Below are 25,191 nucleotides of genomic sequence, written 5' to 3'. Positions count from 1 at the left end.
CGGGAGAGCTGGTGAGCCGGGAGGGCTGGCGTCGTCTACGCGCGTAACTGTATGCTGGTTCGACCACGTCGTATGACTACCGCTAGACCACCCCCAGCATCTGCCTGACGCAGAGTTGGCGCGACCGCTCGGCGGCCGCGGTCCGGCCCCCGGCCAGCACGCCGGACCGACCCGGTATCTACCCCGGTCGACGCGCGAGAGGACGACTCTCGGCGCCGTCGGGGCTCCACCATGCCCTGCCGCGCTACCAGGCAGCAGGAAGGACCGACCGTGACGGCGCGCCGAACGGTCGACACCGCCGCGGACCACGCGGCCACCCCCGCAGCTCCGGCCCCCGCCCGCGTCGGGTACGGCGAGCTGCTGCGCACGCCCGGGGCCTGGACGTTCCTGTCCCCCGCCCTCGTCGCGCGACTGCCGTACGCGATGCTCAGCATGGGCATCCTGCTGCTCGTCACCCAGACCCACGGCTCGTACGGCACCGCCGGCACCGTCACCGCGGTCGCCGCCGTCGCCCAGGCCCTGATCGGGCCGCAGACCGGGCGGCTCGCCGACCGCTACGGCCAGGCCGCGGTGCTCGTCCCGACCGTCCTGGTGCACGCGGCCTCGGTCGGCGCGCTGATCGCGCTCGCGCTCGGCCACGCGCCCGCCTGGAGCCTGTTCCTGGCCGCCGTCCCGGCCGGGGCGAGCGTGCCGCAGGTCGGCGCGATGGTCCGGGCCCGCTGGGTGGCCCGGTTCACGGCGGACGGCGCCTCCGAGAACTCCGCGGCCCGGGTGAGCACCGCCTTCGCCTTCGAGTCCGTGACGGACGAGTTCACCTTCGTGATCGGCCCGATCCTGGCCTCCGGCATCGCCGCCCTCGCCAACCCGGCCACCGCCCTGGTCGCCGAGGCCGCGCTGACCCTCGTCGGCGGTCTGGCCTTCGCCGCCCAGCGGGGCACCGCCCCGGCCCGGATCGTGCCGCAGCCCGGCACCAAGCGGGCCTCGGCGCTCGCCTCCCCCGGCGTCCGACTGCTGGCCGGGACCTTCCTCGGGGTCGGCGCGGTCTTCGGCGGCATGCAGGTCTCGGTGAACGCCTTCGCCGACTCGGTCGGACAGCACGACGCCGGAGGCACCGTGTACGGGATCTTCGCCGGCGGCTCGATGCTGGCCGGCGTGCTGTACGGCGTGATCGCCTGGCGGCGGCCGGTGCAGCAGCGGATGCTGATCAGCTACGCGCTGCTGGTGCTGGGCTGCTCGGTGCTGTGGGCGATGCCCAACCTGGTCGCGCTGACCGTCGCCGGGCTGGTCTGCGGGCTGGCCATCGCGCCGACCCTGATCAGCGGCTACACCCTGGTCGAGACGCTGGTCGCGGACGGCGCCAAGACGGAGGCCTTCACCTGGCTGACCGGCGCCATCGGGCTGGGCCTGGCCGTCGGCTCGATGGCGGCGGGCCAGCTGATCGACGGGCACGGGCCCTCGACCGGCTTCCTGGTCCCGGTGGCCGGCGCCGGGCTGGGGCTGGTCGCGCTGTTCTCGCTGCGGCACCTGCTGGTCGCGCCGAAGGACGGGGCGGGCGCCGGTGCGCGGACCGCGGAGAGCGGGCGCCCGATGCAGCTGGCGGGTGTCGCCGAGGGCTGAGCGGACGGTGACCGGCGGGCGCTGCGGGCCGATCTCACACCGGGGTCGCTGGACTGTTCCAGCGGAATGCCGCATCATTGACCATCGTTAGCACTCATCAGGCGAGAGTGCCAGGAGGAAGACAAGTGCCCACGTACCAGTACCAGTGCACCGAGTGCGGCAACGGCCTGGAGGCGGTGCAGAAGTTCACCGACGAGGCGCTGACCACGTGCCCCGACTGCCAGGGACGGCTCCGCAAGGTCTTCTCGGCCGTGGGCGTCGTGTTCAAGGGCTCCGGCTTCTACCGGACCGACAGCCGCTCCTCCTCCAGCAGCTCGGTGAGCTCCGGATCGTCGTCGAGCACCTCGACCTCGTCCGCCGCGTCCACGTCCTCCTCGACGTCGTCGGGCTCCGGCTCCTCGGCGTCGACCCCGGCCTCGTCCAGCCCGGCTCCGGCCGCCGGCTGACCCGGCGCCGGGCACCGGCCCGGACGGACCGCAGACCTCGGAAAGGCCCGTCGGCCCCGCTTCCACGCGGGGGCGGCGGGCCTTTCCGCGTTTCCGTCCGGGGTCGTCCGGCGGGTGCGCGCTGTCGTCCCGGGCGCGTGCTGTCGACGCGGGCGTGTCCTGTTGTCACGGGCGTGTCCATGTTGTCGCGGGCGCGGTGCCGCCTCTGCCACGTCTTGCTGCCTCTTGTCTTCTCGGACGGGTCGAATTCACCCGCACGAGTGAGCGGAGTTGCCCACAGGGCCGGGTTGTCCACAGGCCTGGGGAAAGGGCTTTCCGACGTCGCCGAAAACGCTCATCGTGTGGGCATCCGGTCCGCGAGGGGCCGGTCCGCCGACAGTCCGGAGGTGCGTCGATGACGACCGCGAGCTTCTCCTTCCCCCTGCCCGTACCACTGCCGTTGCCCGCGCCGGCCGTGCCGCCCCGACAGGAGCTGCCGAGCTTCCCGCCGATCCGGCGCGGGTGCGGTGGCTGGCACCGCTGGCGCAGCGCCGTGCGGCGGCGAGCCGGAGTGCCCGTCCTGGTGCTGCTCGCGGTGGCGTCGGCGCTCGCGCTGGGGCCCGCACGGGCCGGGCTGCCGCCGCCCCAGGGCGGCGCGCTGGGCCGGACGGGTTGTCAATCCGGGGTCGCGGAAGATCACCCGTGACCGGAGGACGACTTCGTCGTTCGAGGCGACATGAAGGGGCTTCAAGGAATTCGTGCTGCGTGGAAATGTCGTCGAACTCGCCGTGGCCGTGGTCATCGGCGCGGCTTTCACCAACATCGTCAACGCCTTCGTCAAAGGCGTGATCAATCCGATCGTCGGCGTGTTCGGGACGAAGGACCTCGCGTCCTACAGTTCCTGCCTCAAGGGGCCCTGCGAGGTGAGCCCGACCGGTGAGGTCACGTCCGGAATCCTCATCCTCTGGGGATCGGTGCTCAGCGCCGCGCTCCAGTTCCTGATCACCGCGGCGGTCGTCTACTTCGTTCTGATCCTGCCCATGAACAAGCTGGCGGCCCGCCGCAAGACCGACGTCGAGAAGGCGGCGGAACTCGAGGCCAAGGAGGTCAAGCTGCTGACCGAGATCCGCGACGCGCTGGTCTCGCCGCTGCGCTGACCGGCGGGCGCCCCACGCCCCCGGTCCCCGCTCCCCAGTCCCCGTGGTGCGGTCAGTCCCCGTGGTGCGGCGGGCGCTGGCTCAGGTACCAGTCCAGCCCCCGTCCACCGCTCTCCCCCGCTCCGGGGCGACCGCCCCAGCCCGCGTCGGTGTCGTCCCCGGACTGCTGGTCCAACGGGTCCCGGAAGACCAGTCGGGCCTTGGCGGCCGCGGCCTTCCCGGGCTCCTGCTCCCGGTCCTGGTCCTGCGCCCGGCGCCGGTCCTCTTCCCGTCCCTGCTCGCTCACGCTGTCCACTCCGTCCGTTCGTCCCTTCCCTCAAGCCTAAGAGCCCGTGGCACGCCTCGGGCCCCGGTGCGGAGCGCTCCGCGCCAGGGCCCGGGTGAGGGCTCGGCCAGGGGGCCGGCTGGTCCGTCAGGCGGCTTCGAAGCCCGCGTGGTCCGCGATCTTCTTCAGCTCGGCCAGCGCGTGCTTCTCGATCTGCCGGATCCGCTCACGGGTGAGGCCGTGCTGCTTGCCCACCTCGGTGAGGGTGCGCTCGCGGCCGTCCTCCATCCCGTAGCGGGAGCGGATGATCGAGGCGGTGCGGTCGTCCAACCGCCCGATCAGGTCGTCCAGTTCCTCACGGCGGAGCATGACCATCACGGCGTCCTCGGGGGACGTCGCCCCGGTGTCCTCGACGAGGTCGCCGAACTGGGTCTCGCCCTCGTCGTCGACCGACATGTTGAGGCTGACCGGGTCCCTCGCCCAGTCCAGCACGTCCTTGATCCGGGCCTCGGTGGTGTCCAGCTCGGCCGCGATCTCGGCCGGCTCCGCCTCGCGGCCCAGCTCCTTGGACTTCTCCCGCTGCACCCGCCGGATCCGCCCCAGCTCCTCCACCAGGTGCACGGGCAGCCGGATGGTGCGGGACTGGTCGGCGATGGACCGGGTGATCGCCTGCCGGATCCACCACGTCGCGTACGTGGAGAACTTGAAGCCCTTGGCGTAGTCGAACTTCTCGACCGCGCGCACCAGGCCGGCGTTGCCCTCCTGGATGAGGTCCAGCAGCGGCAGGCCGCTGCGCGGGTAGCGACGGGCGACGGCGACCACTAGCCGGAGGTTGGAGCGGATGAAGACGTCCTTGGCGCGCTCGGCGTCGGCGGCTATCGCCTCCAGCTCCTCGCGCGTGACGCCGTCGGGGAGTCCGCCCTCCTCCTCCAGCAGGTGCTGGGCGTACACGCCGGCCTCGATCCGCAGGGAGAGCTCGACCTCCTCGGCGGCATCGAGCAGGGGCGTCCTGGCGATCTCGTCGAGGTACATGCCGACCAGGTCGCGGTCGGCCTCGAGGTTGGTCGGGCGGGCCGCGCGACTCCGGTCGGCCCTGTCGCGAACGACGGCACGGGTGGCCATGCTTGCTCCCTTTGCTGGTGTTGCCGAGGTCTGCCTGCCTGCCTCGTGAGGGCAAGAAGTGCGGGCCCTGGGGCCTCACACGTAACGATCCAACGAACAGAATCCGGACAACATTCCCAAGTCACTCAGATTCTTCCCGGCGATGCAGTATCCTGCCGGTTTTCACCCCGGTCATGGACAACGGGTGACCGGCCGAATACTTCCCGTGCCATCGGGCGACCGGTTCGGGGGCGATTTCTTCACCCGGCCCACACTGGGCCGCCGCCTACTCGTTGAACCCGCGAACGGCCGCCGGCGTTCCCCGTGCGCGCCGTCTCCCGAGCACGCCCCGCTCCGGTGCGCGCAGGTTCTCCCCACAAAAGATGCCGAATCGCTATCACTGCGGCTCTTGCTCGGCGCGGGACACTGGGAAGGTGTCAGCCATGCACCTGACCAACAGCACGACGCACCTCACTGCGCGTAATCGCAGTCTCCTTCGGGACACCGCACTCGCGCTGGGCTGTGCCGCGCTGTTCGGCCTGCTGGCAGTCCTGGTCACCGGCCGCTGGGGCCCGCTGGCCAGCTTCGACCAGGAGTGGGTCGGCGATCTCCACACCTATGCCCGGGGGCACCCGATCTGGACCGCCGCGGTGCAGACGCTCTCGGACATCGGCGGCACCGTCACGATGCGTGCACTCCTCGGGATCGCGGCCGGGTGGCTCTGGTTGATCGGCGCCCGGGTGCTGGCCGGCTGGGTGGCCGCCCAGGCCCTGGTCGGCTGGGGCGCCCAGTGGGCGCTGAAGCTGGCCTTCGAACGCGGCCGCCCCTCCTTCACCGACCCGGTCTCGCACGCCGGCAGCCCGGCCTTCCCCTCCGGGCACGCCATGGCCTCGGCGATCACCTGCGCCGTCCTGGTCGGCCTGCTCTGGTACCGGGTCCGCCGGCGCGGCCGGACCGCCGCCTGCGTGGTGGCGGCGACCGCGGTGCTGACCATCGGCTGGACCCGGGTCGCGCTCGGGGTGCACTGGCCCAGCGACGTGCTGGGCGGCTGGCTGGCCGCCGGGATCGTGCTGGGCGCCGTGACCGCGGTGATCCAGGTCTGGCGCCCCGGCGCGCTGGCCCGGGACGTGCGGCGGGTCAACTGGCGCACCAGACCCCGGGTGCAGCGGGTCGTCGTGTCGACCGGGCAGGCCCCGCACCCCGCCACCCCGCTGGACGAGGACGGGCCGCACGGCCCCCGGGAGGAACCCCTGGGCGACCAGGCCGACCGGCCCCGCCGCCCGGGGCACCCGAGGACCGCCCCCTGAGGACCCGTCACCCCGTCAGCCGTCGACGGCCGCTGCGGGCCGTCGCGACGGGTGTGCGGGCCGTCGCGACGGGTGTGCGGGCCGGTCCGACAGCGCCGTCCGGGGGCCTGACCGGCGGCTGATCGCCGGGGCGGGCGAGGACCGGCGCCAACTCCTCGTCGTCGACGTCGACCCGGCCGTCCCGCGCAGCACCCGCGAGGCCGAGACCCTCCTCGCCGATCTCACCCTCGCCCGGCCGACCGCACCCCGGACCCGGTTCGCCCTGGGCTGGCGGCACAGCCGGCACCGCGGGCTCGGAAGACCCGGCTCGGAAGACCCGGCTCACGACACCCGGCTCAGGAGGCCCGCATCGCGGCCACCGCGCTCATCCGCCCGACCCGGCGGGCCGGGAGCACCGCGGCGGCCAGCCCGACCAGGACGGTCAGGCCCAGGGCGGCCAGCACGGGCAGGACGGGCGGGGCGCCCACCGTCCCCACCGTCGAGGTGATCGAGCGGGCGGCCGCCCAGCCGTAGGCGGCGCCCAGGGCGGTCCCGACCAGCGCGCCGGCCAGGGAGAGCAGCAGTGCCTCCAGGGTGAGCATCCGGCGCAGCTGCTCGCGCGACATCCCGATCGCGCGCAGCATGCCGATCTCGCGGGATCGTTCGCTGATGCTGAGCATCAGGGTGGCCGCGACGCCGAGGCCCGCGATGGCGACGGAGAAGGACAGCAGGGCCATGCTGACGGCCGTCAGCCGGTCCAGCAGGGAGCCCAGGGTGTCCGCCTGGGCGGCCGTGTCGGTGACGGCGACCTGGGGGTGGTCGGCGAGGGCGCGGTCCAGGGCGCGGCGGGCGGTCGGCCGGTCGTCGCCGGCCGCCGGGCTGATCCAGGCGGTGGTGACGGGCGCGGCGGGGGCGAGGCGGTCCAGGGTCGCGGGCGTCACCAGCAGGGTGGCGCCGCTCTGCAGGGTGAACGGCAGGGTGCTGCGGCCCGCCTGGAGCCGCAGTTCGACGCCGCCGACCCGCCGCACCCCGGTCTCGCCGAGCCCGCTCAGCGCGGTGCCCTCGGTGAGCGCCCGGGCCCGGTCCACGTCGTCCGTCGAGGAGTTGAGCCGGGTCGGGTCGACGGCGGCGACCACGGTGGGCCGACCGTCGAGGTCGACGGTGGCCGAGCGGACCGGGGTGACGGTCAGCCCGCGTTCGGCGCCGAGCGCGCCGAGCGCCCCGGCGGGCAGGGCGCCGCCGCCGGTGGCGGTCGCCGAGAAGACGCCCGGCTGGCGCGCGGAGATCGCGGGCACCAGCGACCGGGAGGTGAGGTCCAGCGCGGTGACCGCGCCGACCATCACGGTCACGCCGAGCAGCAGCGCCGCGCCGGTGGCCCCGGTGCGGCCGGGGTTGAGCCGCAGCTGCTGGGTGGCGAGCCGCCCGGCCGTGCCGCCGAGCTTCCGGGCGGGCCGGCCCAGGAGGGCGACGACCGCGGGCAGCACCCGGTGGGAGAGCCGCAGCACCCCGAAGAAGCTGGCGATCGCCCCGACGGTGACGGCGAGCAGCGACAGCGGCGGCGGGATCGTCGCCCCGGCCACCAGCAACGCCGTGCCCGCGAGCAGCAGTGCTGACGTCCACACCGCGGCGCGCACCCTGGCCGCCCCGCCGGCCGGCGCGGGGCTACCGCCGAGTGCGGCGATCGGCGGCACGGCCGCGGCGGCCTTCGCCGGGCCGCGGACGGCCAGCAGGGTCAGCAGGACGCCGAACAGCCCGGCCGGCAGGCAGGTCAGCGGGGAGGGCATCAGCGACAGGTGCACCGGCCCGAGGTCGAGTCCGCCGACCACGGCGGTGCCGAGCGCGCCGAGGGCGACCCCGAGCAGCACGCCCGCGGCCGAGGCGCCGATCCCGAGCAGCAGCCCCTGGCGGCGGATCAGCCGGCGCAACTGCTGCCGGTCGGCGCCCACGCAGCGCAGCAGGGCGAGCTGGCGGGTCCGCTGGGCGAGCACCACCGTGAAGGTGTTGCCGACCACCATCCGGGCCACCGCGAGCGCGATCAGGACGAACGAGAGTGCCGCGATCAGCACGACGCCGTACATGGTGCCGCTCTGCCGGGTCGCCTCGGTGACCGAGGCCTCGCGGGTGTGCACCTGGGCGCCGGCGCCGAGGGTGGCGCGCAGGGCTTCGACGGTCCCGGTCCGGGAGGCGTCGGGGGCGACCCTGACGTCGAGTCGGTCGGTGGTGACACCGGTCGCGTAACCGGCGACCGCGCCGGCCGGGACGCCGATGACCGGGACTCCGGCGAGGCTCGGCGCGCCCCGCTCGTCCAGGGTGCCCACCAGCCGGGCGGTGGCGGCGCTGCCGTCGGCCCGGGTCAGGTGCACCTCGGCGCCCACGACGGCGTCCAGCCGGTGCGCGGTCGCGGTGTCGAGCAGCACCTCGCCGGGGGCGACGGGCCAGCGGCCGTCCGCGAGCAGCTGCCAGCGCAGCGCCGGGTCCTCGGCGACGGCGCTGACGGCGGCGGTCCGGTCGAGCGGCCGCCCGTCAGCCGCCAGCACGCCGCCCTTGCCGGTCAGCCGCGGAGCCACCGCGGCCACCCCGGCGGTCCGCCGCGCCCGCTCCACGGCGGCCGCGTCCAGTCCGCCGTCCGGGGCCTTCCCGGTCACCTGGACGTCGCCGGGGCCGACCTCGGCGGCCGCGGTCTGGCGGTAGGAGTCCACCAGCGCCCCGCTGCCGCTGACGGAGGCGATCAGGAAGGCCACCCCCAGCGCGATCGCGGCACCGCTCAGGAGCAGTTGGCGCAGCTGGCCGCGCAGCTCGGCCACGGTGTATCGGTACGTCGTCATGGTTCCCCGACTCGTCCGCCCTGACCGGGAACGGTGCTCCGGCAGGGGTCCCGTCGAGCCTAGGAGCGCCGTGGCCACGGCCCGTCAGCACGAGGTCTGCTTCATGATCACTCCGTGGGCGGACGGCCGCCCCCGACGTCTCCTCCTCGGGAGGTACACCACCCCCGACGCCGGTCGCACCGGCGCGCCGCGACGGCCCCGGAAATGCCGCAGGCCCTCCCACCCTGTGCGGGCGGAGGGCCTGTGACCTGCGTGTTCGTTGTGCCCCAGACAGGAATCGAACCTGCGACACCGGCTTTAGGAGAGCCGTGCTCTATCCCCTGAGCTACTGAGGCGGGGATCTATCGGAAAACGTGTCTGAAATTCCTTCGGATTTCTCCAGAGTCATCTCGCTGCAGTTATGCCCGTTAGATCCAGCACGTGCGACCCCCACGATGGTCGCACGTGCCACAGTGTAGCGCCTCGTCACGCGACCGTGCGCGAGTCGGGCCAGTTGCGGTGATCTTGCAGGTCGTGAGGGCCCTGGCGTGTGCTTCGAGGCCAGGGGCAGGGGCGGAGCCGGCTCAGCCTCGACGCATGTGGCCCTGGCTACGTGCGGAATCGGTGGAGTGCGTAGGTCAGCGCGTTCTGGGCCCAGGCGAAGCCGATCACGATGAGCAGGCCTGCTTTCGAACCGTACGCGGGCAGCCTTCCGTGGGGGAAGGCCTGGTCGAGTCGGGAGTTGGTGGATTCGCTGTCCTGTCGGAATCCGAGTAGACGCCGGCCGGCGGGTGTTTCCGGGGGGACCTGCCGGAGGTGTTCGGTCCGATTGAATTTCATGCCCTGTCCGTTTGCATCCGCTTCCTGGTCTTCCTGAGTTTCGTCCACGCGGATGCGGGTGATGTGCTTCCCTTTCGAGCAGGGGATTTCAATGCGGTGGTAGAAGCGGATCTTTCCCCTTCCTCGAACTTCGAGCTCACGGACCGGCAGGGGCGTGTAGAGAGTCTTTCCGTCGATGGTGATCTGGCGTTCGCATACGCGTCCGGCGGCCGCGTAGAGCGAGTGCCTGCAGTTCCCTTCTCGGAATTCCTCGACTTCGTGGGGGTTAATTCCATCGTGCTGGCGAGTGAAGACGACGACGCCTTGGCGGATGAGGGGCGCGCGGTGGACGCCGCGGAGTGCGGTGTCGTAGGTGATGGCTTTGACACCTGGGGCGGCCTCGAGGACCTCTGTGGCGATCTTGACGGCCGATGCGGCTTCGTCGAGCTTTTCGGGGTCGAGGTGCTTGGCTCGGTGTCGGACGGCGTCCACGTTGAGGATCATGCGACTGTGGGGGGTTCTGGCCAGCCGTGTGGCAATGGTGATGTATTTGTTTCCGTATACCTGGCGGCCGCCTCCTTCCGTTTGGATGCTGGCATCCGGGTCGATGTGGTGGTTGCGGATTTCTCCGGTCTCTTCGTCCACCGTGACGGGCTCTGTCTGGTCGGTGGGGGGCTTCATCACCGTTCCGTCGCCGTGGATGACTTGGCTGCGGTGGGGGCAGACCCAGCTCCCGCGGGGGCCGTTCGTGCTGAGCAGGCCGACGTCGAAGGCCTGGACGATCCATGCGTCGCGGCTGGCTTCGCGGAGGTGGGACACGAAGTCGAGCATTTTGAGGCGGTAGTAGTACCACTGGCTCGAGGTCGGTCCGGCGTCCGGGAGGCGGTCGGCCTCCTCCGTGCCAAGGCATGCGGTGACCCCTGCCTTGAGGATGCCCCAGAACAGGGGTTGTCGCAGGTGGGCCTGGGTGCTGCGGGCGGAGCCGAAGATGGAGATGCTGGCAGCGAACAGAAGGTAGATATAAGGCGGGAAGAGTGGAGGTCGCCCGCTGCTGCCCTCTGGCTTCGCCGGCAGCACGGCCGCCGCGACCTGGTAGAGCCGCTGATTGTGTGTCAGCGCGGTGAAGCGCCGGTCGGGCGTGATGTGGGGTGCTTGTGGCCCTCGAGGCTCGGGTTGGTCGACGGCGGATCCGAAGACGTCGTCGGGGGTGGGCCCGATCGTGTAGGGCTTGGTCTTCTTGGTCTTGCCGGTGCTGGCGGACGTTTTCGTGGACGGGGCCGGGCGGGCGGTGGCCTTGGACGGGGTGGACTGGGGCCGGCCAGCAGGTGTCTTCGGGGTGGGGGTCATCGCTGGCCTCGGTTCTGGTCCCAGCGGAGGCCTGCACGCTGGGCGGCGACGTCGAGGGAAGCGACGCCGAGCCGGAGAGCGACCTGGGTGATCTGGCCGGTGTCGGCGAGTGTCTGTGCCGCGATGTAGGAGGTGATGTCGCGGGGTTTGGCGCGGTGCCCGTTGGACAGCACCCCGCTGCGGCGGGAGATGTCAGCGAAGGTGGTGCAGATGCTGGCCTGGGTCGTGTAGTCGCTGGTGGCCGAGTGGACGGTGAGCGGGATCGGCGCCTGTGTGCCGGCGCGACGGTGCACGTGAGTGGCGCGCAGTTCCAGGACGGTACAGGACCAGTCGTCCAAGGGACAGAAGCGGGCAGCGAGTTGCTGGGTTCCGCTGGCCCAGACGCGGTTGTGTTCCAGGTCGAGGTCCGCGGTATTGGCCGGTCCGATTTCGCCGGTGCCCAGCCCGGCGAGGAGGAGGGCAAGGACGCTGGCGTGGCGGGTATGGGGCATGCCCCGTTCGGCGTGGAAGCACAGGGTGCGGATGTCGTCCGGGGTGAGGTCGCAGCGGCCGGCTACGGTGGTGCGCGCTATGGCCGGGGTGTCCAGGATCGGGGAAAGAGTGGTCAGGCTCAGGCGGCGCGCCTCGGCGCAGAACAGGGACAGGGTCCAGCGCCGGCTGCGTCGGGTCGAATCAGCGGGACCTTCGGCACTGATGCGGCCGCGGCGGTCCCGGCCGGGGGCATCGATGAACGCCTGGAGGAGGTGCTCGTCGACGTCCTTCATCCGGGAGATGTCGAGTGCGTCGGCGAACTTGAGGAACCGCTCGCTGACGGTGATCAGTTTGTCCAGGCTCTGCCGCCGCAGGAGGCCTTGGGAGGCTTTGCGGTCCCAGGCCCTGGCGACGAGGCAGACCGCAGTGCGGATGCTGGCATCAGGCATCGGCGGCCACCCCCGCGCTCGAGCGCGCTTCGGGCACGCAGCACGAATTCGTGCTCGGGCGGCCAAGCATGCGCAGGAAGGTTTCGCGGTTCCCGCGCGCTGCGACGTGACAGGACAAGTCGAATGGGGTCCTCGCGAGCTCGTCCAACGAGTGGCTGATCAAAACGTTGCGCGATTTCGCACGAAGGCGTGACGGGCTTGGGAGGGCGTGGAGGTTGCCGCTAACGTGACGGTGAGCTCTCTTGATTGAGGGCATACCGAAGCCACTTTCTGTCGCGCCATGCACGACGGGGTTTGGTGGTGGTGGAGGAGGAGGGCCCGGCTGCGCCATAACTTTCCTAGGGTCGAGGCGCGCCGGGCCCGTTAATCGTTGGGGGGCCAGTCGGGGGGCGGTCGGGCTGGGCCGAGGAGTCGTCCGCTCATGACTGGCTTCATCCGTTCGGTGCGGTGAGGACGGCAGCGAAACTGCGCAGGCTGCGGTGCAGCGTGACCAGCTCGTCCTCAGTGAGGCTCAGAAGTTCGTGGAGCTGGAACGGCCGGGCGGTGAGCTCCGCGAGGTGCGCCAGGCCGATCAGCGGGGAGGCTGGTGCGGGGGGCTCAGGGTCAGGCTGTCGCTGGCGCGGGATGTGCGCCTCGGCGTCGTGTTCAGCTGTGGCCTCGGCATCCGCCTCGGGCTGAGATGACCCCGCATCGGTGGGTTTGTCAGCAGGAGGCTCGCCGGGCGGCGTCTGGCCGATGTCTGGTCCGGTGTCAGTTTCAGCTGCGACGTCATCGAACAAGGGGACCTCCTGCTCGGCCTGCATGGTGGGCGTGACGTGGTGCGGATCGAGGGCTTGGGCATTCCATTGGATGTACCCCTCCTCGGCACCAGGGACGAGGAGCCGGGCCTCCAGCAGCCACTCGATGAGCAGCTCGACTTCGGCTCTGCGGACCTCGGGTGCCTGCGCGATGCCCATCAGCCGGTTCATGACCTTGATGCGCGTCCCCGAGCCGCCCTCCAGGGCCTTGTAGGTCGCCCTCGCGTACCAGGTCTTGTTCAGGTTCCGAGCGAGTTCAACCCGTCCGAGCAACTCGTCGTGGCGCCAGGCTGCGGCGACGCGCGCGCCGCGCGGGTTCGCCAGATAGATGCCATGACCGCTCACCTTGGTCAGGAGTCCTGCGGCGACCAGGAAGCCCATGACCAGGCCCGTACGCTCGTGAGCCACGTCGACGATCTCGGCGATCTGACGGCTGGCGAACGCGGCCTTCTGTTCACATGACGCCCGCATGATCGCGATCTGGTCGTACATCTTCACGCGAATCGTCGGCAGTGGCCGCGCCAGCTGGTCGCGACTGCCTTGCGGCGGACGAGCCATGACTACTCCTCGCGCATGAGAGAGGCCTGTGTGTGGTCGCTTGGGATCCTAGATCGCGGACATGGACCGCACGACTGGGCAGCGGCCCGCGCGCAGGCGCCGAGGCATTGCAGTGTGGACGTTCGCCATGCAGCCTGGCCCCTGCGCAGTCCGCACCGGTGCCAGTTCCCACACGGCCCGGGCCGGACTCCTGTGCACGACGGGTGCCACCCCTCGCCGCCAGAGCCCACCCCCGCGGCGACTTCGGACAATCACCCGCGAGCGCGACCCCGAGGATCGGGCGCCAGGTTGACGCCCCGGAGCCGCAAGGAGCGGCAGGTGCGCCACCCAGGCACCAGCCATCGAATGCCTGTCCGAAACCCCGGGCGCCGCCCAGCTTTGCTCCTTTCCGCCCAAGCTTCGACCCTTCTTGCTATACAAGTAGCATCCCTGGGTCGGGGGCGCACGCCGAGCGCGCCTCGGCCACACTGGTAGGCGTGCCTGGAGGAATGAGACGTGGAACCCGACCGTGCGGCTACATCGCCAGCGGCGACTGGCCATTTGCCAAGATGAAGGCACACCGAGGCGCCGAGGTCGCCCAGGCGGTCGCTCGCGCTCTCGCTCAGGCCATGGAGGGCCAGGGCCTGAGCGCCAACGCCCTGGCGAAGCGCAGCGGGGTCAACCGACAGGTCGTCACGAACGTCCTCAATGGCACCGTATGGCCTGATCTCCTGACAGTGGTGGACCTCGAGGTCGCCCTCGGCGTTCCCTTGTGGCCGGACCACCTTCAGTGGACCTCCGAGGAACTCCCCGCACCACGCCCCGAAAGCCAGGCCTGACCGGAGGGGGCACGCCCGGGCGCTCTGCGGGAAGCGCCGCACTACCACTGATTCCGGCTTCCGGTGATCCTGGTGGCTGGCCGGAGGTGATCGCGGATGAGGCGAAGCGACGATCGACCCGGTTCCCGTGACAGGTGTCAATGACACCCTGCCCAGGACTCGTGCCGCTGAAGAAACCTGGGTGCCACCCCATTTCCGCGCTGAAGTCGCAACGAAGATCCTGCCGCGGTCCGGCGTGGCGTGTCAGCATGTTCCAAGCGAACGAGCGATAACCCCTGCCTCAGGAGACCGCTCGTGTCACCGCTATGCCCTCAGCGGGTCGGGCTTGGGCCTGCGCCCATGCTGGGCTGCTGAGCTACCAGCACGTGCAGGAGGGGATGAGCGATGGCCTACGTGCAGCACCTTTCCGTGCGGGTCCCGTGGCACGACACGGGCTGGACGGGAACGGTCTGCAAGGACCCGCTGGCCAATCACGCATGCGTCATGCTCGGTGATGTCGCCAAGAAGCGCGACGACCGGTTCGAGGCCAGGCACCGCGGTCAGCCATGGTCCGCGCTCGGGGAGAATCTGCCGCCGTGCGCGCTCGAGCGGGGCGCCTTCATGAGCGACCGGGCCCACACCGTGGCGCGTGCGCACCCCTACGCGTGGGCCCTGAAGGAACTCCAGCCGGCACAGCTCCTGCTGCCGGCCTACTCCGTTCAAGCGATCCCGTACTTCTGGCTTCACCGCGGCAACGCGGAGGGCACCGTCCTGCACGAGCGGCCCGTGGCCGGCTACCGCACCCACGCCGAAGAGCGCGTCTCCCGCTTCTTCGGCAAGGAGGCGATGACGTGGGTGATGGACGGCGACAACCAGCGCGCCCTGATCGACACGTTCTTCCAGGACGTGACCGAACAGGAGTCACTGGTCTTTTTCTACCTCAAGCACTCCCCGTTCGAGGAGCCGCCCCGTCGCGTGCTCATCGGCGCCGCCCAGGTCACCGGCTGGACCGCTCCGCCGCCGTGGCCGGGCTCCGGCAGCGGGCCCTTCCCCAGCCACATGTGGGAGACCACACTGCGGCACACCCTGCGCCCTGACGGCACCGGCGGGATCCTGCTGCCCGTCCAGGCCCTGGCCAAGCTGGCCGCCGACGGCCAGGACGTGAGCTCCGCGCTGGCCAGGGCCCCTGAGACCGGCCGGAACTTCTCCTACGCCACCGAGCACGTCTCCGCGGACACCGCGGTGGCGTCCTTGATGGAGCTCCACCGCGCGGCACGCGCCGCCGTCGACCTGGGCGCGGGTTCTATCGGTGTCCCTGAGGCCTCGCTGCAGTGGTTGGACGAGCAGCTCGCCCGGGCGTGGCGGCGCCGCGGCCCAGCTCCGGGCCTGCCGGCGGTCATGGGTCCGCTCGGCTTCCAGATGCCGACGTTCGCGGCGCACCGGCTGATGTCCGCTGCTGGCGAGGGCGCGGACCCGTGGCCGCTACTGGAGGACGTGCTGGAAGGCCGCGTGGCTGACAGCGAACTGCGGCAGTTGGCGACCGGCACCCGGCAGGGGCTGTGGTCCCGCACCACAACACAGGAGCGGCAAGTCTTCCGTCTGCTGTCCCGGTTCGATCTGACCTCGCAGACGGTCATGGATGTCCTCGCCCGCCGCACCGCGGTGCCCGTCGAGCCCGCGTACCTGCTGGACAATCCATACGACCTGGTGACGTGCACCGTCGACGACGGCGAGCCAATTGCGTTCGAGACGGTGGACCGCGGTGTGTTCCCCGACCTCCAGCTCACCGAACTCCACCCGCTGCCTGTCACCCGGCCGTTCGACGACCCGAACGACCGGCGGCGGCTGGACGCGGCGATGACGACCATCCTGGCGCGCGCCCAGACCGAGGGACACACGCTCCTACCTGCCGAGCAGATGAACGAGCGGCTCGCTCTGCTGACCGTGACCTGCCCCCTCCCCACGGACGCTTCCGTCATCCGGCGGCTCGGATTGCACGCGGAGGCGCTGCACCCCTCGGACGACCCGAGCATGCCCGAAGCGTGGAGCCAGCTGCGGCGCGCCGTCCTGCAGGGCAGCCAGCCGGCCTACAAACTCGCCTCTGCGGCAGTGCGCCGCAATTTCATCCGGGACCGGCTCAACCAGATCTTCCGCGGACCCGACCGTCCGGTCCCGGCAGACCTGGCCGCGACCTTGAACCACGCCCTGGACATGCTGACGCCAGCCACAGATCCCGACGGCGAGGAGCGCTCTCGCACCGAGAAGACAGCGGCCTTCGAGGAGATCTACCGCAGCCGGGTGACGATCTTGAACGGGCCAGCCGGCACGGGAAAGACGACGCTGATCCAGGCCCTGGCCAAGCGGCCCGAGGTGACCCGGCGTGGCCTGCTACTGCTGGCACCGACCGGCAAGGCGCGGGTTCAGCTGGAGCAGAAGGTCGGCCGCCCGGCGCTGACCCTGGCCCAGTTCCTGCGCGAGCAGGGCGGACGCTACGACGACCAGTACGGCCGCTACCTCATGAAGCCCGCACAGGACCGCCAGTCGGTCGGCACGGTGGTGGTCGACGAAGCCTCCATGCTGACCGAGGACATGCTCGCGGGCCTGCTGGACGCGGTGGAGGTCACCGAGCGGCTGGTCCTGGTCGGGGACCCGCGGCAGCTGCCGCCGATCGGCGCCGGGCGTCCCTTCGTCGACCTCGAGCGCAGCCGCCGCCCGGACCAGGCCGAGCTGCCCTGGCCCCGCGTCGCACCGGGGTGGGCCGAACTGACGGTGCTGCGCCGCCAGCAGGGAAAGGCCCGGGACGACCTCGCCCTGGCCCGCTGGTACAGCGGGGACGGCCGACCGGACGAGGCCGAGAGCGTGTGGAGCACGCTGATGTCCGGCCAGGACACACCCACATTGCGCGCGGTGCGCTGGGGCGGGCGAACCCCCGCGCGTGTCCTGCAGGACGTGCTGCAGCAGGAGTTCGGCGTCACGGACGAGCTCACCTTCGCCCAGTCCTACGGCGCCGGCACCTGGACCGACGGCCAAGGCCGCGTCTACCCCGACTATGCGCCCGCCCCGAGCCGGTGCGAGCAGTGGCAAGCACTGTCCCCGACCCGGACCAGAGCCCACGGCACCGCCGACCTGAACCGGCACCTCAAGCAGACCTTCCGGCGCACGTCCCTGCGCTCCGCGCACATGTTCCCTGGGGCGCGCCGGGTTCCCCCGCCGCTGGGCCCCGAACAGATCGTGGTCGGCGACAAGGTCGTCAACGTCCGTAACCAGTACTTGGACGCCTACCGGCCTGCCACCCGAACACCGGAGCCCAGGCGCTACGTCGCCAACGGTGAGATCGGCGTCGTCACCGGACAGCTCAAGTCTAGGAACATGTCCAAGGCCCCCTCCCGGACCGATATCGAGCCGCCCGCTCGGGCTCTACGACGGGAACCTGATTCACACACCCACTTCGGGCAGGCCGTCCGCAGCAAGAACGAGGTCATCATCGCCGACCTGCTGCACCGGCTCGCCCGCGGCCGCTTCACCTACGAAAAGCCCCTGCCCGGGCCCGACGGACGCAACCGATACCCCGACTTCACGGTCACCACCGACGACCCGAGCCGGCCCATCTACTGGGAGCACCTCGGCCTCCTCAACTGGGAGCACCTCGGCCTCCTCAACGACCCCGAGTACAGGTGCCGCTGGGAGGCGAAGAAGACCTGGTACGCCCAGCAAGGCATCCTGCCGCCGCCCGGCGGGCCCGGTGGACAACTGCTGGTCACCGACGACAGGCACGGGGTGAACGAGCGGCGCTGGGAAGAGCAGTTCAAGGCGGTCTCCGGAGCCGCGACGAGCATCCGACCACAGCAGATCACCCGTCGGCCACCACCGGGCACCTGACGCACAAGGGCCGTGCCCCGGCCGTTCAGTCGCCGTGCGGCTGAACGGCCGGGAGGGTGTACCAGTCCATCGCGGTCATTCAGACATGGAGCAGTCGTCCAGGGCCACGTCAGAGCGCCGCTGACAGCGCCAATCCAGTGCGGCGAGCGGCGGCGCTTCAGGTGCGGAACCTGACGCCGACGCACACCAAGGTCACAACAGCCCACCCGCGCGCCGACCACCAGCGATCGGCAGTCGGGAGTCGCCAGAGCCGCCGCTTCTGATGCACCGCGGCGCCCATTCTTCATACCCCAACCGCACGGCAGGCACAGCGAGCCAGCCCATAGGCACGCCGAGACCGGCGGCCCCCACGGCTCCGCCGAAGACCTCCCGCACAGTCGACATCCACAAAGCAGCCCATCAGCCAGTGTGCCATAAAGCCCATATACGAGACAATTCGGACTCTCGGTCAATTCTGCACCACCAGCCCCTCAATTCACATTGCACCGAAACGGATAAAACGCGCACAATGGTGCGCACTCAATCGAACCGACCTATATGAATTAATGGGTTCCGCGGCCGCAGTTCATCGACTAGCGTGAAGCGCACGGCTCCTGCGCTCGTATGTCGATCGCCCGCGGTCGCATATCGATCGCTTGCCGGTTCCCATTGAGGTTCATCGGTAAACGCAGGGAGGATCAAATGTCTCCGACTCTTGCACTCGCAGAGACCAAGCTCGACATTCCGGTCGAGCAGCTCATGGAGGCCCTGAGCGACGAGGCCGCGGCTGACGCGCTCCTCGCCCAGATGGGCTGGACTCGTGCGGACCTGACCGAGCGTGCCGAGGCGCTCGCCCGGTCGCTTTCCGCCGAGATCTCCACGCTCAACGTCGTCTGAAGAGGACTTTAGCCCTCACTTCAGGCCTATGGGGGCGCCCGGCCGGGCGCCCCCATAGCGCATCAAACCGCTGAAGCTGGAATGGCTCGCATTTTGCGAACCATGCTCTGTGCTCCTGACGCACCGCCCACCCTCGGCCCTAGCGGTAGCTATTGCTATCCCGGAGTTCATATCATGACGACCCTGGACGCCGCACCTTCCGTCGCACTCCCCAGCGCACGGACCGCCTTCCACATGTACTGTACTGCGATTCTAGAGGCGATTTCCGGAGTTGCGGAGTTACAGGCCAACGATGGCTCCAAGATCACTCCAACCGCATATCGTCTGCGCTGCCGCGAACATGAGACGGCGACCGGTATCGGGATCGGTGACAACGTCCCGCTCCAATGGGCCGAGATGGCTCCAGACGGCGGCCTCATAACGGCAACGCTCTCGGCGCTGCTGGATCTCACCATCCCGGAGAACGACAACATTCCGCTGTTCGAGGCCGAGTGGCAGTCAAAGACCGACCCGGCACGGGGCAACTGGCAGTGCGTGCCGGACGGCTCCGGAGACTACGTCTTCTCGTACCCGATCCCACCGGTCGAGACGGACTTGGACGGGACCGACTACCTTCTCCTGCTCCTCGATGCCGTCCTCGACGAACTCGATCTGCTGCAAGACGGCCAAGTCGTGTACCCAGCGGCGGTCAAGACGGGGCAGACGGCCCGCCCCCTTCCGTTGCGTCCGGTGAACGAGCCGCATCCGCTCGCCGAGCGGACCGAAAACACCCGCGCCACCATCCGTCGGCAGCCCCTGTTCTCGGTCTCCCAGACCGAGCCCACTATTCCGGTGCTCGCCCGCCACTGGGGCCTGCTCGCCAATCTTCTGGATGTTCGCAAGAAGGAGCAGGGCACGGCTCTCGCAGGATTTCGCCTGCGCCGCACTGCCGACTGGGTAGTCCCCTCGCACGGGCACCCCTCTGAGGTCTACGAACACCTGGCGCGCATATGCAACGTTGCGTGCACTTTCTGCTACCTCTTTGGAAACCCCGAGACGCTGGCTATTGCGCGAGCGAAGAAGAGTATTGCCCGCGACGAGTTGGATACGCGGCTCGCGTACTACCAGCCGAAGAAGCGGCAGGCCTTGTTCTCCGCCCAATGGGAACTCAACGAGTTCCTGGTCGATCCGCGCCTTCCCGAGGTCATGCGAACGGTTCGAGAGAGAACTGATCGCCCGTTCTTCTTCACCACCAACGGGAATCCACTCACGCCCCAGATCGTCGAGCAGCTGGCCGGCCTCAAGCCCGTTCATTTCGTGGTGTCGACGAACACCGTTGACGAGCCGCTGCGGCAGGAGGTGATGAAGGAGAAGGCCGCGCGCACCTGGACGGCATTGAACTGCCTTCAGGAATTGCGCAAGCACGAGATTCCCTTCGGAGTGAGCATGGTAGCCACTCCGGACTTCCCGCTCGACGACCTCACCCGAACAATCGAGACGGTTGCAGAGCTCGACCCCACCTTCATCCGAGTGAACGAGCCCGGGTTCACTCGCGATCACCCCTTCCCCATGGACTTCGACACGGACGTCCTATGGGGCAGCGTGATCGAGTGGGTGCAAAAGACCCGCGAACAGACCAACATTCCGATCATCGCGATCCCCAGCGCCTACGAAGAAAACTTCTTCTACGAGGATCCGATGGCGGCCCGAATCATCGGGGCCATCCCCGGCTCCCCTGCAGCCGAGGCCGGCCTGCGGCCTGGTGATGTGGTCGAACGCGTGGGCTTCCTGACGCCGGCTACTCGTTCAGAGCTCGTCAGTGCCCTTCTCTTGGTCAAGGGGAAGGTCAAGATGCAGGTCCGACGCGGCGGGCACCTGGTCGATCTCATCCTCGATACAACGCTGCCGGCACGCTACCCCTTCACCGGCGCCTACATCGGCAAGTACTTGGTTCCCCACGGAGTCGTCACAGCCCCTTCGATCAGTGCCCACGATGCGACGGGAATCGCTGCCGCAATCGAGGACGTCGGCGCGCGGCACAGCTGGCTCGTCACGTCCTCACTGATGCTGCCGGCTGCCCGCTGCTTCATCGAGCGATACCTCCCGGATCACGCGGACGGGATCGACTTCGTCATCGCGACCAACGAGTACCTCGGCGGCAACATCCGTGTGATGGACATGTGCACGGTCGGCGACATCGATTCATCCCTACGCCGCCAGGTGGAGGCCACCGGGCGCAAGCCCGATCTCATCCTCCTTCCAGCCACCGGCTTCAACGCCCATGGCCGGGACCTGGTCGGCCGCCACTGGGGTGACCTCGAACGCACCTGGAACATCCCCGTGCGCCTGCTCGGCCACACGACCCAGTTCGTCTTCTGATGGGTACCCGTACTGTTCTCGTCCGCCCACCGGTTGACGTGCTGCACAAGTTCAGCAAGCCGGTGGAGTGTCTCGGAATCGCCTACTGCGCTGGAGCCCTGCGTCATCACGGCTTCGAGGTCGCGATGCTCGACGGCATGCTCCACGACTGGACGGAAGAGGAAACCGCCCGGCGGATCCTTGAGCTGCGGCCGGACGTGGTCGGGATCACCGTCGTCCTCAACCACTTCCCGGACAGCACCGCGCGCCTCTGCGCGCTGCTCCGCGAGAGCGGCTACCAGGGCAAGATCGTGATCGGCGGCCACGCCGTGTCCTTCATCCCGGACCGAGTGCTCAACGGCACCCCGGTCGTGGATGCCGTGGTCTCCGGAGAAGGCGAAGGACCTCTCGTCGGCTACGTCCGGGCCGTGGCCGCCGGTGAGGACCCTCGTCTGGTCCCGGGCGTCTATGCACGGTGGGACGGCGAGGTCCGCTGGAAACCGGCACCCCGCGTCCGAAACCTGGACGCACTGGCGGCCCCGGCCCGAGATCTGACCCGGGAGGTCATCGATCTCGACGGCCTGGTCTGTGTCTCGACCAGTCGAGGCTGCTACGCCAGGTGTACCTTCTGCAGCATCCCGCGCTTCTACGGACTTGAGCGCGATCGCCCGCTTGCCAATGGCAGCTGGCTGGCCCGCTCGGTCAATCACACGACCGCCGAGATCGCGGATCTGCACGAGCGGTTCGGTCTCATCGAACTCCTCGTGGTCGACGATGAGTTCTTCGGCGGTTCCGAGGCCGGGCATGCCCGCGCCCGGATGATCGGGGAGCGACTGGAGGAGCTCGCACTCCCCGTGGAGTTCGCCATGTCCTGCCGGGCCGAGAACGTCGAGGAAGAGGTCCTCACCGCCTTGGCGCGGGGCGGGCTCCGGCATGTCTTCGTGGGCCTGGAGACCGGCGATGACGAGGCCCTGCGGCTGTACGGCAAGGGACACTCCGTCGAGCAGAACGCTCGGGCCGTGCGCATCATCAAGTCGCTGGGCCTGTCCTTCCAGCCCGGCTTCATGCTGTTCAACCACCGGGCGACGATCGCCGAGGTCCGCGCGAACCTCGATTTCCTCAAGGAGATCGGGGAACTCAAGCCGGTCACCATCAACAGCGCGGTCGATCCGCATTTCGGCACACCGCTGAACCGGGTGATCCAGCACGACGGGGCGCTGGAGGACGACGGCAACACGCTCTCCTCCGCATACCTCGACCCCAACGTCGCCCTGGCCAAGAAGGTCGCAGAGACAGTTGCGGCCCGATACGCCCCATACCAGGCGCTGATCGCCGGCCTGCAGTCGTCGGTCACCTTCGAATGGCGGCGCCGAGTCCCCGGACGCAAGCCCGAAGTGGCCAAGGCCATCGACCGGTTCGAGGAAATCTCCAACACGGCCTTCGCGCAGGTTGTGGAGAACGCTGTCGACAACCTCCTCGGGAAGGACGCTCCCGGATCGACCGAACTGCTCGATGACGTGACGCGCGAGCTCGCGCAGGTGGAATCCCGGCTCTCCCTTGCCAAGGCCCTGCTACTCAGCACGGTCGCGAAGGAAGAAGGAGGCGTCCGCTACTACACCCAGAACGATGTCATCGCGCGCAGGAAGGAGCTCCTGGTTTGAACCCGATCCTGGAGTTGCTCGCCGGAATCGACCCGCAGCACCCGCTTCTTGAGCAGATGGCCGAAGGGCTCAGGGCCGAGGCGGAGTGGCGACGCGGCGCGCTCGAACTCGTCGAGTCGCTGAGCGACGACGAACTGGTCGCACTCAACCACCAGACCACCCCTCCCGACGTCGACCCTCGGCTCCTCGCGGTGGCGGAACGCGAAGGGGTGGGTGTCGTCCGGATCAACCTGTTCAGTCGTGAGGCTTTCCTCAGGTTCTGGCGAGCCGGCTCACTCAGCCCGCACTACCACCGCCGTTCCTTCGCGACCCGGCTTCTGAACGGCTCCTACCATCACCTCCGGTTCGACAACGATGGGACGCTCGACGCTCCGAAGTTGACCCCACGCACCCAGGAAGTCCTCAAGGAGGGCGACGGTTATGCGCTGGACTGGCGTGACTACCACTTCGTGATGTTCCCGGCCGACGCCACCTGCACCCTGACTATTCACACACCGCCCGCGATCCCGCCTAGGGGAGAGTTTCCTCGCCAGACCCGGGATGAGGTACTTCGGCTTCGCGTCGACGTCCTCGCCTCACTGACCGCCACGGCCGGCTCTTCGACGTGAGCACCATGAACGCTGCGGACCGTTTCGTACTGGGCACCTGGGGGCTCTCCGGAGCCGGCACAGCCCCCAGCGCATCCGCCTACGGTCCGGTGAGCGCGCATTCGGCGGCGGAGACCTTCGACCGCGCGTGGGAGATGGGATTGAGGATCGTCGATACGGCCCCGGCATACGGCGGCGGCGAAGGGCTTCGCCGACTGGCCCACTGGCAGCGCTCACGTGGGCTGAACTGGCAGGTGGCCGCCAAGCCCGGACGCCCTCGGGTGGACGGTCGACCTGTCAGCAGGATCGATCCTGCCGCTCTGTTGGAGGAGATCACCGCCGGAGCGGACCTGGTGGGGTCACCGGCGTTCGTCCTGATCAAGGACCCTGATCCAGAGTCGTACCAGGACGGGCGGTTGGCACAGGCCCTCGACGCCCTCGAATGGCACCTGCCGCAGACCACGGTCGGTGTGGCCAGCCATCTCCCGGAAGCACTAGCCGGGCTTTCCTGCGGCACCAATGCACGGGTGGCGCAGATCGAGCTGAATGCCGTCAACCGCCATGTGTCGGTGCCCGCGGCACGGCGGCTCGCGAAGTCCGGCTGGGAGGTGTGGGCGATGCAACCCCTTGCCTACGGGTTCCTGGCCCGCCCAGACCGTCGCCCGCAGTCAGAGGACGACTGGCGCGGCCAGATACCCGAACACGTACAGGCGGGGCTTTGTCTCGCGGCCCGGACCTTCGCCGAGGCCGTCGGGGCTGACGCGGGCCTCGAGGAACGTGCCGCCGCCGCCATTGCCTTCTGCCTCAGTGTCCCGGCGGTCTCCCGTGTGGTGATCGGCCCTAAGGGGCCGAAGCAACTCGAAGCGGCCGAGGCCGCCCTGACTCTGGTCGACGATGCGACGACGCTGTCCCGTCTGCACGCCTGGACCCCCTGACACCCGTCCGCATCGAACGATCGGAATCAATCATGGTTGACACCACACCCAAGCTGAGCATGGCCCAACTGGAAGCCTGGCGGGAGGATGGCTTCTTCCTGATCCCTGGTTTCCTCTCGGCGAACGAGCTCGACGCCGCCGGGGCAGAGCTGCCCCAGATCTACCCCACGGCCGAGGAGTTCGCCGCCGATACCGATCCGGCACGCAACGACCGGTACCGCATCACCCGTCAGGGCCGGGCCAACTCCTACTGGACCAACCCCCAGCTACTGTCCCAGCACGCCCTGCAGTTCGCCGGGCTGGTCGACTTCCCATGGACGGGACAGGCGCTCGACCGGCTGGTGGTGCATCCCGCGCTCGTGTCGGTCGCCGCCCAGCTCCTCGACAGCAACGATCTGCGGATCTACCAGGCACAGCTGTGGGCCAAATACACGGGCGCCACCAACTACGCCCAGCCTCTCCACCAGGACTATGCGACGCACACCATGCTGGTGCCGACCAAGTCCGCGCCCCCTCAGCAGGTCGAGATGTTCCTCTACCTGCACGACGTGCCGGAGGAGCTTGCACCGACCCGTCTGGTGCCACGCCGTCTGACCCGCGACAAGCCCCCGATTCCCTATCGTGTTTGGCCGGACACGGACCCCGAGCTCTACGAATCCGAAGTCGCCTTCCCGGGGCCAGCCGGAAGCCTGCTCGTCTACGCACCGGACGTGTGGCATCGGGCGGTCGATCTGACCGCGCCCGGCGGCGCACGGATCTGGATGAACGTCAGTTACAAGACCGCGAACACCGATTGGCTCGGACTCCAGTCATTCGTCCGAAATGGACTGGCCCGGCAGTGGCAGGAGTTCGTCGCCGGTTCGACTCCGGAGGAACTGGCTCTGTTCGGCTTCCCGTTGCCCGGCCACGAGGCCTACGACAAAGACGTTCTCGAAGGAATGGCACTCCGCTACCCTGGCCTGAATCTCGGCCCGTGGCACGCCGCATTGGCGTCAGACGCACATCGGTAAGAGGAACTTGAGC

Annotated in this window: 18 protein-coding genes, 1 tRNA gene and 1 pseudogene; 13 read left to right on the top strand and 7 right to left on the bottom strand. The window is 69.5% G+C overall.

The features are described 5' to 3' along the window. The first annotated feature begins 270 nt into the window (after positions 1–270). The 4 genes and pseudogenes from ACFY0X_RS06050 to mscL all read left to right on the top strand — a co-directional run. The gene (locus tag ACFY0X_RS06050) at positions 271–1,617 is read left to right on the top strand and encodes an MFS transporter (RefSeq protein WP_387749433.1); all 1,347 of its coding nucleotides are present in this window, start codon (positions 271–273) and stop codon (positions 1,615–1,617) included. Positions 1,618–1,742: 125 nt separating this feature from the next. Then, on the top strand, positions 1,743–2,063 hold the full coding sequence (locus ACFY0X_RS06045) for an FmdB family zinc ribbon protein (RefSeq protein ID WP_387749431.1): 321 nt from the start codon (positions 1,743–1,745) through the stop codon (positions 2,061–2,063). 394 nt (positions 2,064–2,457) lie between these two features. Then, positions 2,458–2,748 (top strand): hypothetical protein, encoded by a 291-nt coding sequence (locus ACFY0X_RS06040; protein WP_387749428.1) that lies wholly within the window; start codon positions 2,458–2,460, stop codon positions 2,746–2,748. Positions 2,749–2,785: 37 nt separating this feature from the next. After that, positions 2,786–3,199 (top strand): annotated as a pseudogene (gene mscL / locus ACFY0X_RS06035) (large conductance mechanosensitive channel protein MscL); the annotation flags it as partial. Between the two features lie 52 nt (positions 3,200–3,251). Here the strand turns inward: mscL and ACFY0X_RS06030 are convergent. Both ACFY0X_RS06030 and ACFY0X_RS06025 read right to left on the bottom strand, forming a co-directional pair. Next, positions 3,252–3,485, bottom strand: a complete 234-nt coding sequence (locus ACFY0X_RS06030) for a hypothetical protein (RefSeq protein WP_387749426.1) — start codon at positions 3,483–3,485, stop codon at positions 3,252–3,254. Positions 3,486–3,611: 126 nt separating this feature from the next. Continuing rightward, entirely contained in the window at positions 3,612–4,586 is a 975-nt protein-coding gene (locus ACFY0X_RS06025) for a sigma-70 family RNA polymerase sigma factor (RefSeq protein ID WP_316526644.1), read from the bottom strand. A 422-nt stretch (positions 4,587–5,008) separates the two neighbouring features. Here ACFY0X_RS06025 and ACFY0X_RS06020 point away from each other — a divergent pair, with 422 nt between their 5' ends. Continuing rightward, positions 5,009–5,872: a phosphatase PAP2 family protein gene (locus ACFY0X_RS06020; protein WP_387749424.1), complete on the top strand. Its 864-nt coding sequence runs from the start codon at positions 5,009–5,011 to the stop codon at positions 5,870–5,872. A gap of 335 nt (positions 5,873–6,207) precedes the next feature. Here the strand turns inward: ACFY0X_RS06020 and ACFY0X_RS06015 are convergent, their stop codons facing one another. The 5 genes from ACFY0X_RS06015 to ACFY0X_RS05995 form a co-directional block, all read right to left on the bottom strand. Next, positions 6,208–8,676, bottom strand: a complete 2,469-nt coding sequence (locus ACFY0X_RS06015) for an FtsX-like permease family protein (protein WP_387749421.1) — start codon at positions 8,674–8,676, stop codon at positions 6,208–6,210. 262 nt (positions 8,677–8,938) lie between these two features. Further along, positions 8,939–9,011: transfer RNA gene (locus ACFY0X_RS06010), tRNA-Arg, on the bottom strand. Between the two features lie 253 nt (positions 9,012–9,264). Continuing rightward, positions 9,265–10,821 (bottom strand): hypothetical protein, encoded by a 1,557-nt coding sequence (locus ACFY0X_RS06005; RefSeq protein WP_387749418.1) that lies wholly within the window; start codon positions 10,819–10,821, stop codon positions 9,265–9,267. Next, positions 10,818–11,741 (bottom strand): hypothetical protein, encoded by a 924-nt coding sequence (locus tag ACFY0X_RS06000; protein WP_387749416.1) that lies wholly within the window; start codon positions 11,739–11,741, stop codon positions 10,818–10,820. Before ACFY0X_RS06000 ends, ACFY0X_RS06005 begins: the two co-directional genes overlap by 4 nt. Positions 11,742–12,172: 431 nt before the next feature. Then, positions 12,173–13,096: a hypothetical protein gene (locus tag ACFY0X_RS05995; RefSeq protein WP_387749415.1), complete on the bottom strand. Its 924-nt coding sequence runs from the start codon at positions 13,094–13,096 to the stop codon at positions 12,173–12,175. 488 nt (positions 13,097–13,584) lie between these two features. Here ACFY0X_RS05995 and ACFY0X_RS05990 point away from each other — a divergent pair, with 488 nt between their 5' ends. The 8 genes from ACFY0X_RS05990 to ACFY0X_RS05955 all read left to right on the top strand — a co-directional run bounded on the left by ACFY0X_RS05990 (position 13,585) and on the right by ACFY0X_RS05955 (position 25,178). After that, positions 13,585–13,914, top strand: a complete 330-nt coding sequence (locus ACFY0X_RS05990; RefSeq protein ID WP_387749413.1) for a helix-turn-helix domain-containing protein — start codon at positions 13,585–13,587, stop codon at positions 13,912–13,914. A 384-nt stretch (positions 13,915–14,298) separates the two neighbouring features. Further along, positions 14,299–17,772: an AAA family ATPase gene (locus tag ACFY0X_RS05985; RefSeq protein WP_387749411.1), complete on the top strand. Its 3,474-nt coding sequence runs from the start codon at positions 14,299–14,301 to the stop codon at positions 17,770–17,772. 681 nt (positions 17,773–18,453) lie between these two features. Next, entirely contained in the window at positions 18,454–18,648 is a 195-nt protein-coding gene (locus tag ACFY0X_RS05980) for a hypothetical protein (RefSeq protein WP_387749409.1), read from the top strand. A gap of 174 nt (positions 18,649–18,822) precedes the next feature. Continuing rightward, positions 18,823–21,006, top strand: a complete 2,184-nt coding sequence (locus tag ACFY0X_RS05975) for a radical SAM protein (protein WP_387749406.1) — start codon at positions 18,823–18,825, stop codon at positions 21,004–21,006. Continuing rightward, complete coding sequence (locus tag ACFY0X_RS05970; RefSeq protein ID WP_387749404.1) at positions 21,006–22,646, top strand: B12-binding domain-containing radical SAM protein; 1,641 nt, start codon at positions 21,006–21,008, stop codon at positions 22,644–22,646. The genes ACFY0X_RS05975 and ACFY0X_RS05970 overlap by 1 nt, the downstream gene beginning before the upstream one ends. Next, on the top strand, positions 22,643–23,254 hold the full coding sequence (locus tag ACFY0X_RS05965) for a hypothetical protein (protein ID WP_387749401.1): 612 nt from the start codon (positions 22,643–22,645) through the stop codon (positions 23,252–23,254). Before ACFY0X_RS05970 ends, ACFY0X_RS05965 begins: the two co-directional genes overlap by 4 nt. 5 nt (positions 23,255–23,259) lie before the next feature. Further along, positions 23,260–24,168, top strand: a complete 909-nt coding sequence (locus ACFY0X_RS05960; RefSeq protein WP_387750565.1) for an aldo/keto reductase — start codon at positions 23,260–23,262, stop codon at positions 24,166–24,168. Between the two features lie 32 nt (positions 24,169–24,200). Then, on the top strand, positions 24,201–25,178 hold the full coding sequence (locus tag ACFY0X_RS05955; protein ID WP_387749399.1) for a phytanoyl-CoA dioxygenase family protein: 978 nt from the start codon (positions 24,201–24,203) through the stop codon (positions 25,176–25,178). The last annotated feature ends 13 nt before the right edge of the window (positions 25,179–25,191 follow it).

This window comes from Kitasatospora sp. NPDC001547, assembly GCF_042894165.1.
Taxonomy (GTDB): domain Bacteria; phylum Actinomycetota; class Actinomycetes; order Streptomycetales; family Streptomycetaceae; genus Kitasatospora.
This window is presented reverse-complemented; position numbering and strand designations above follow the sequence as displayed.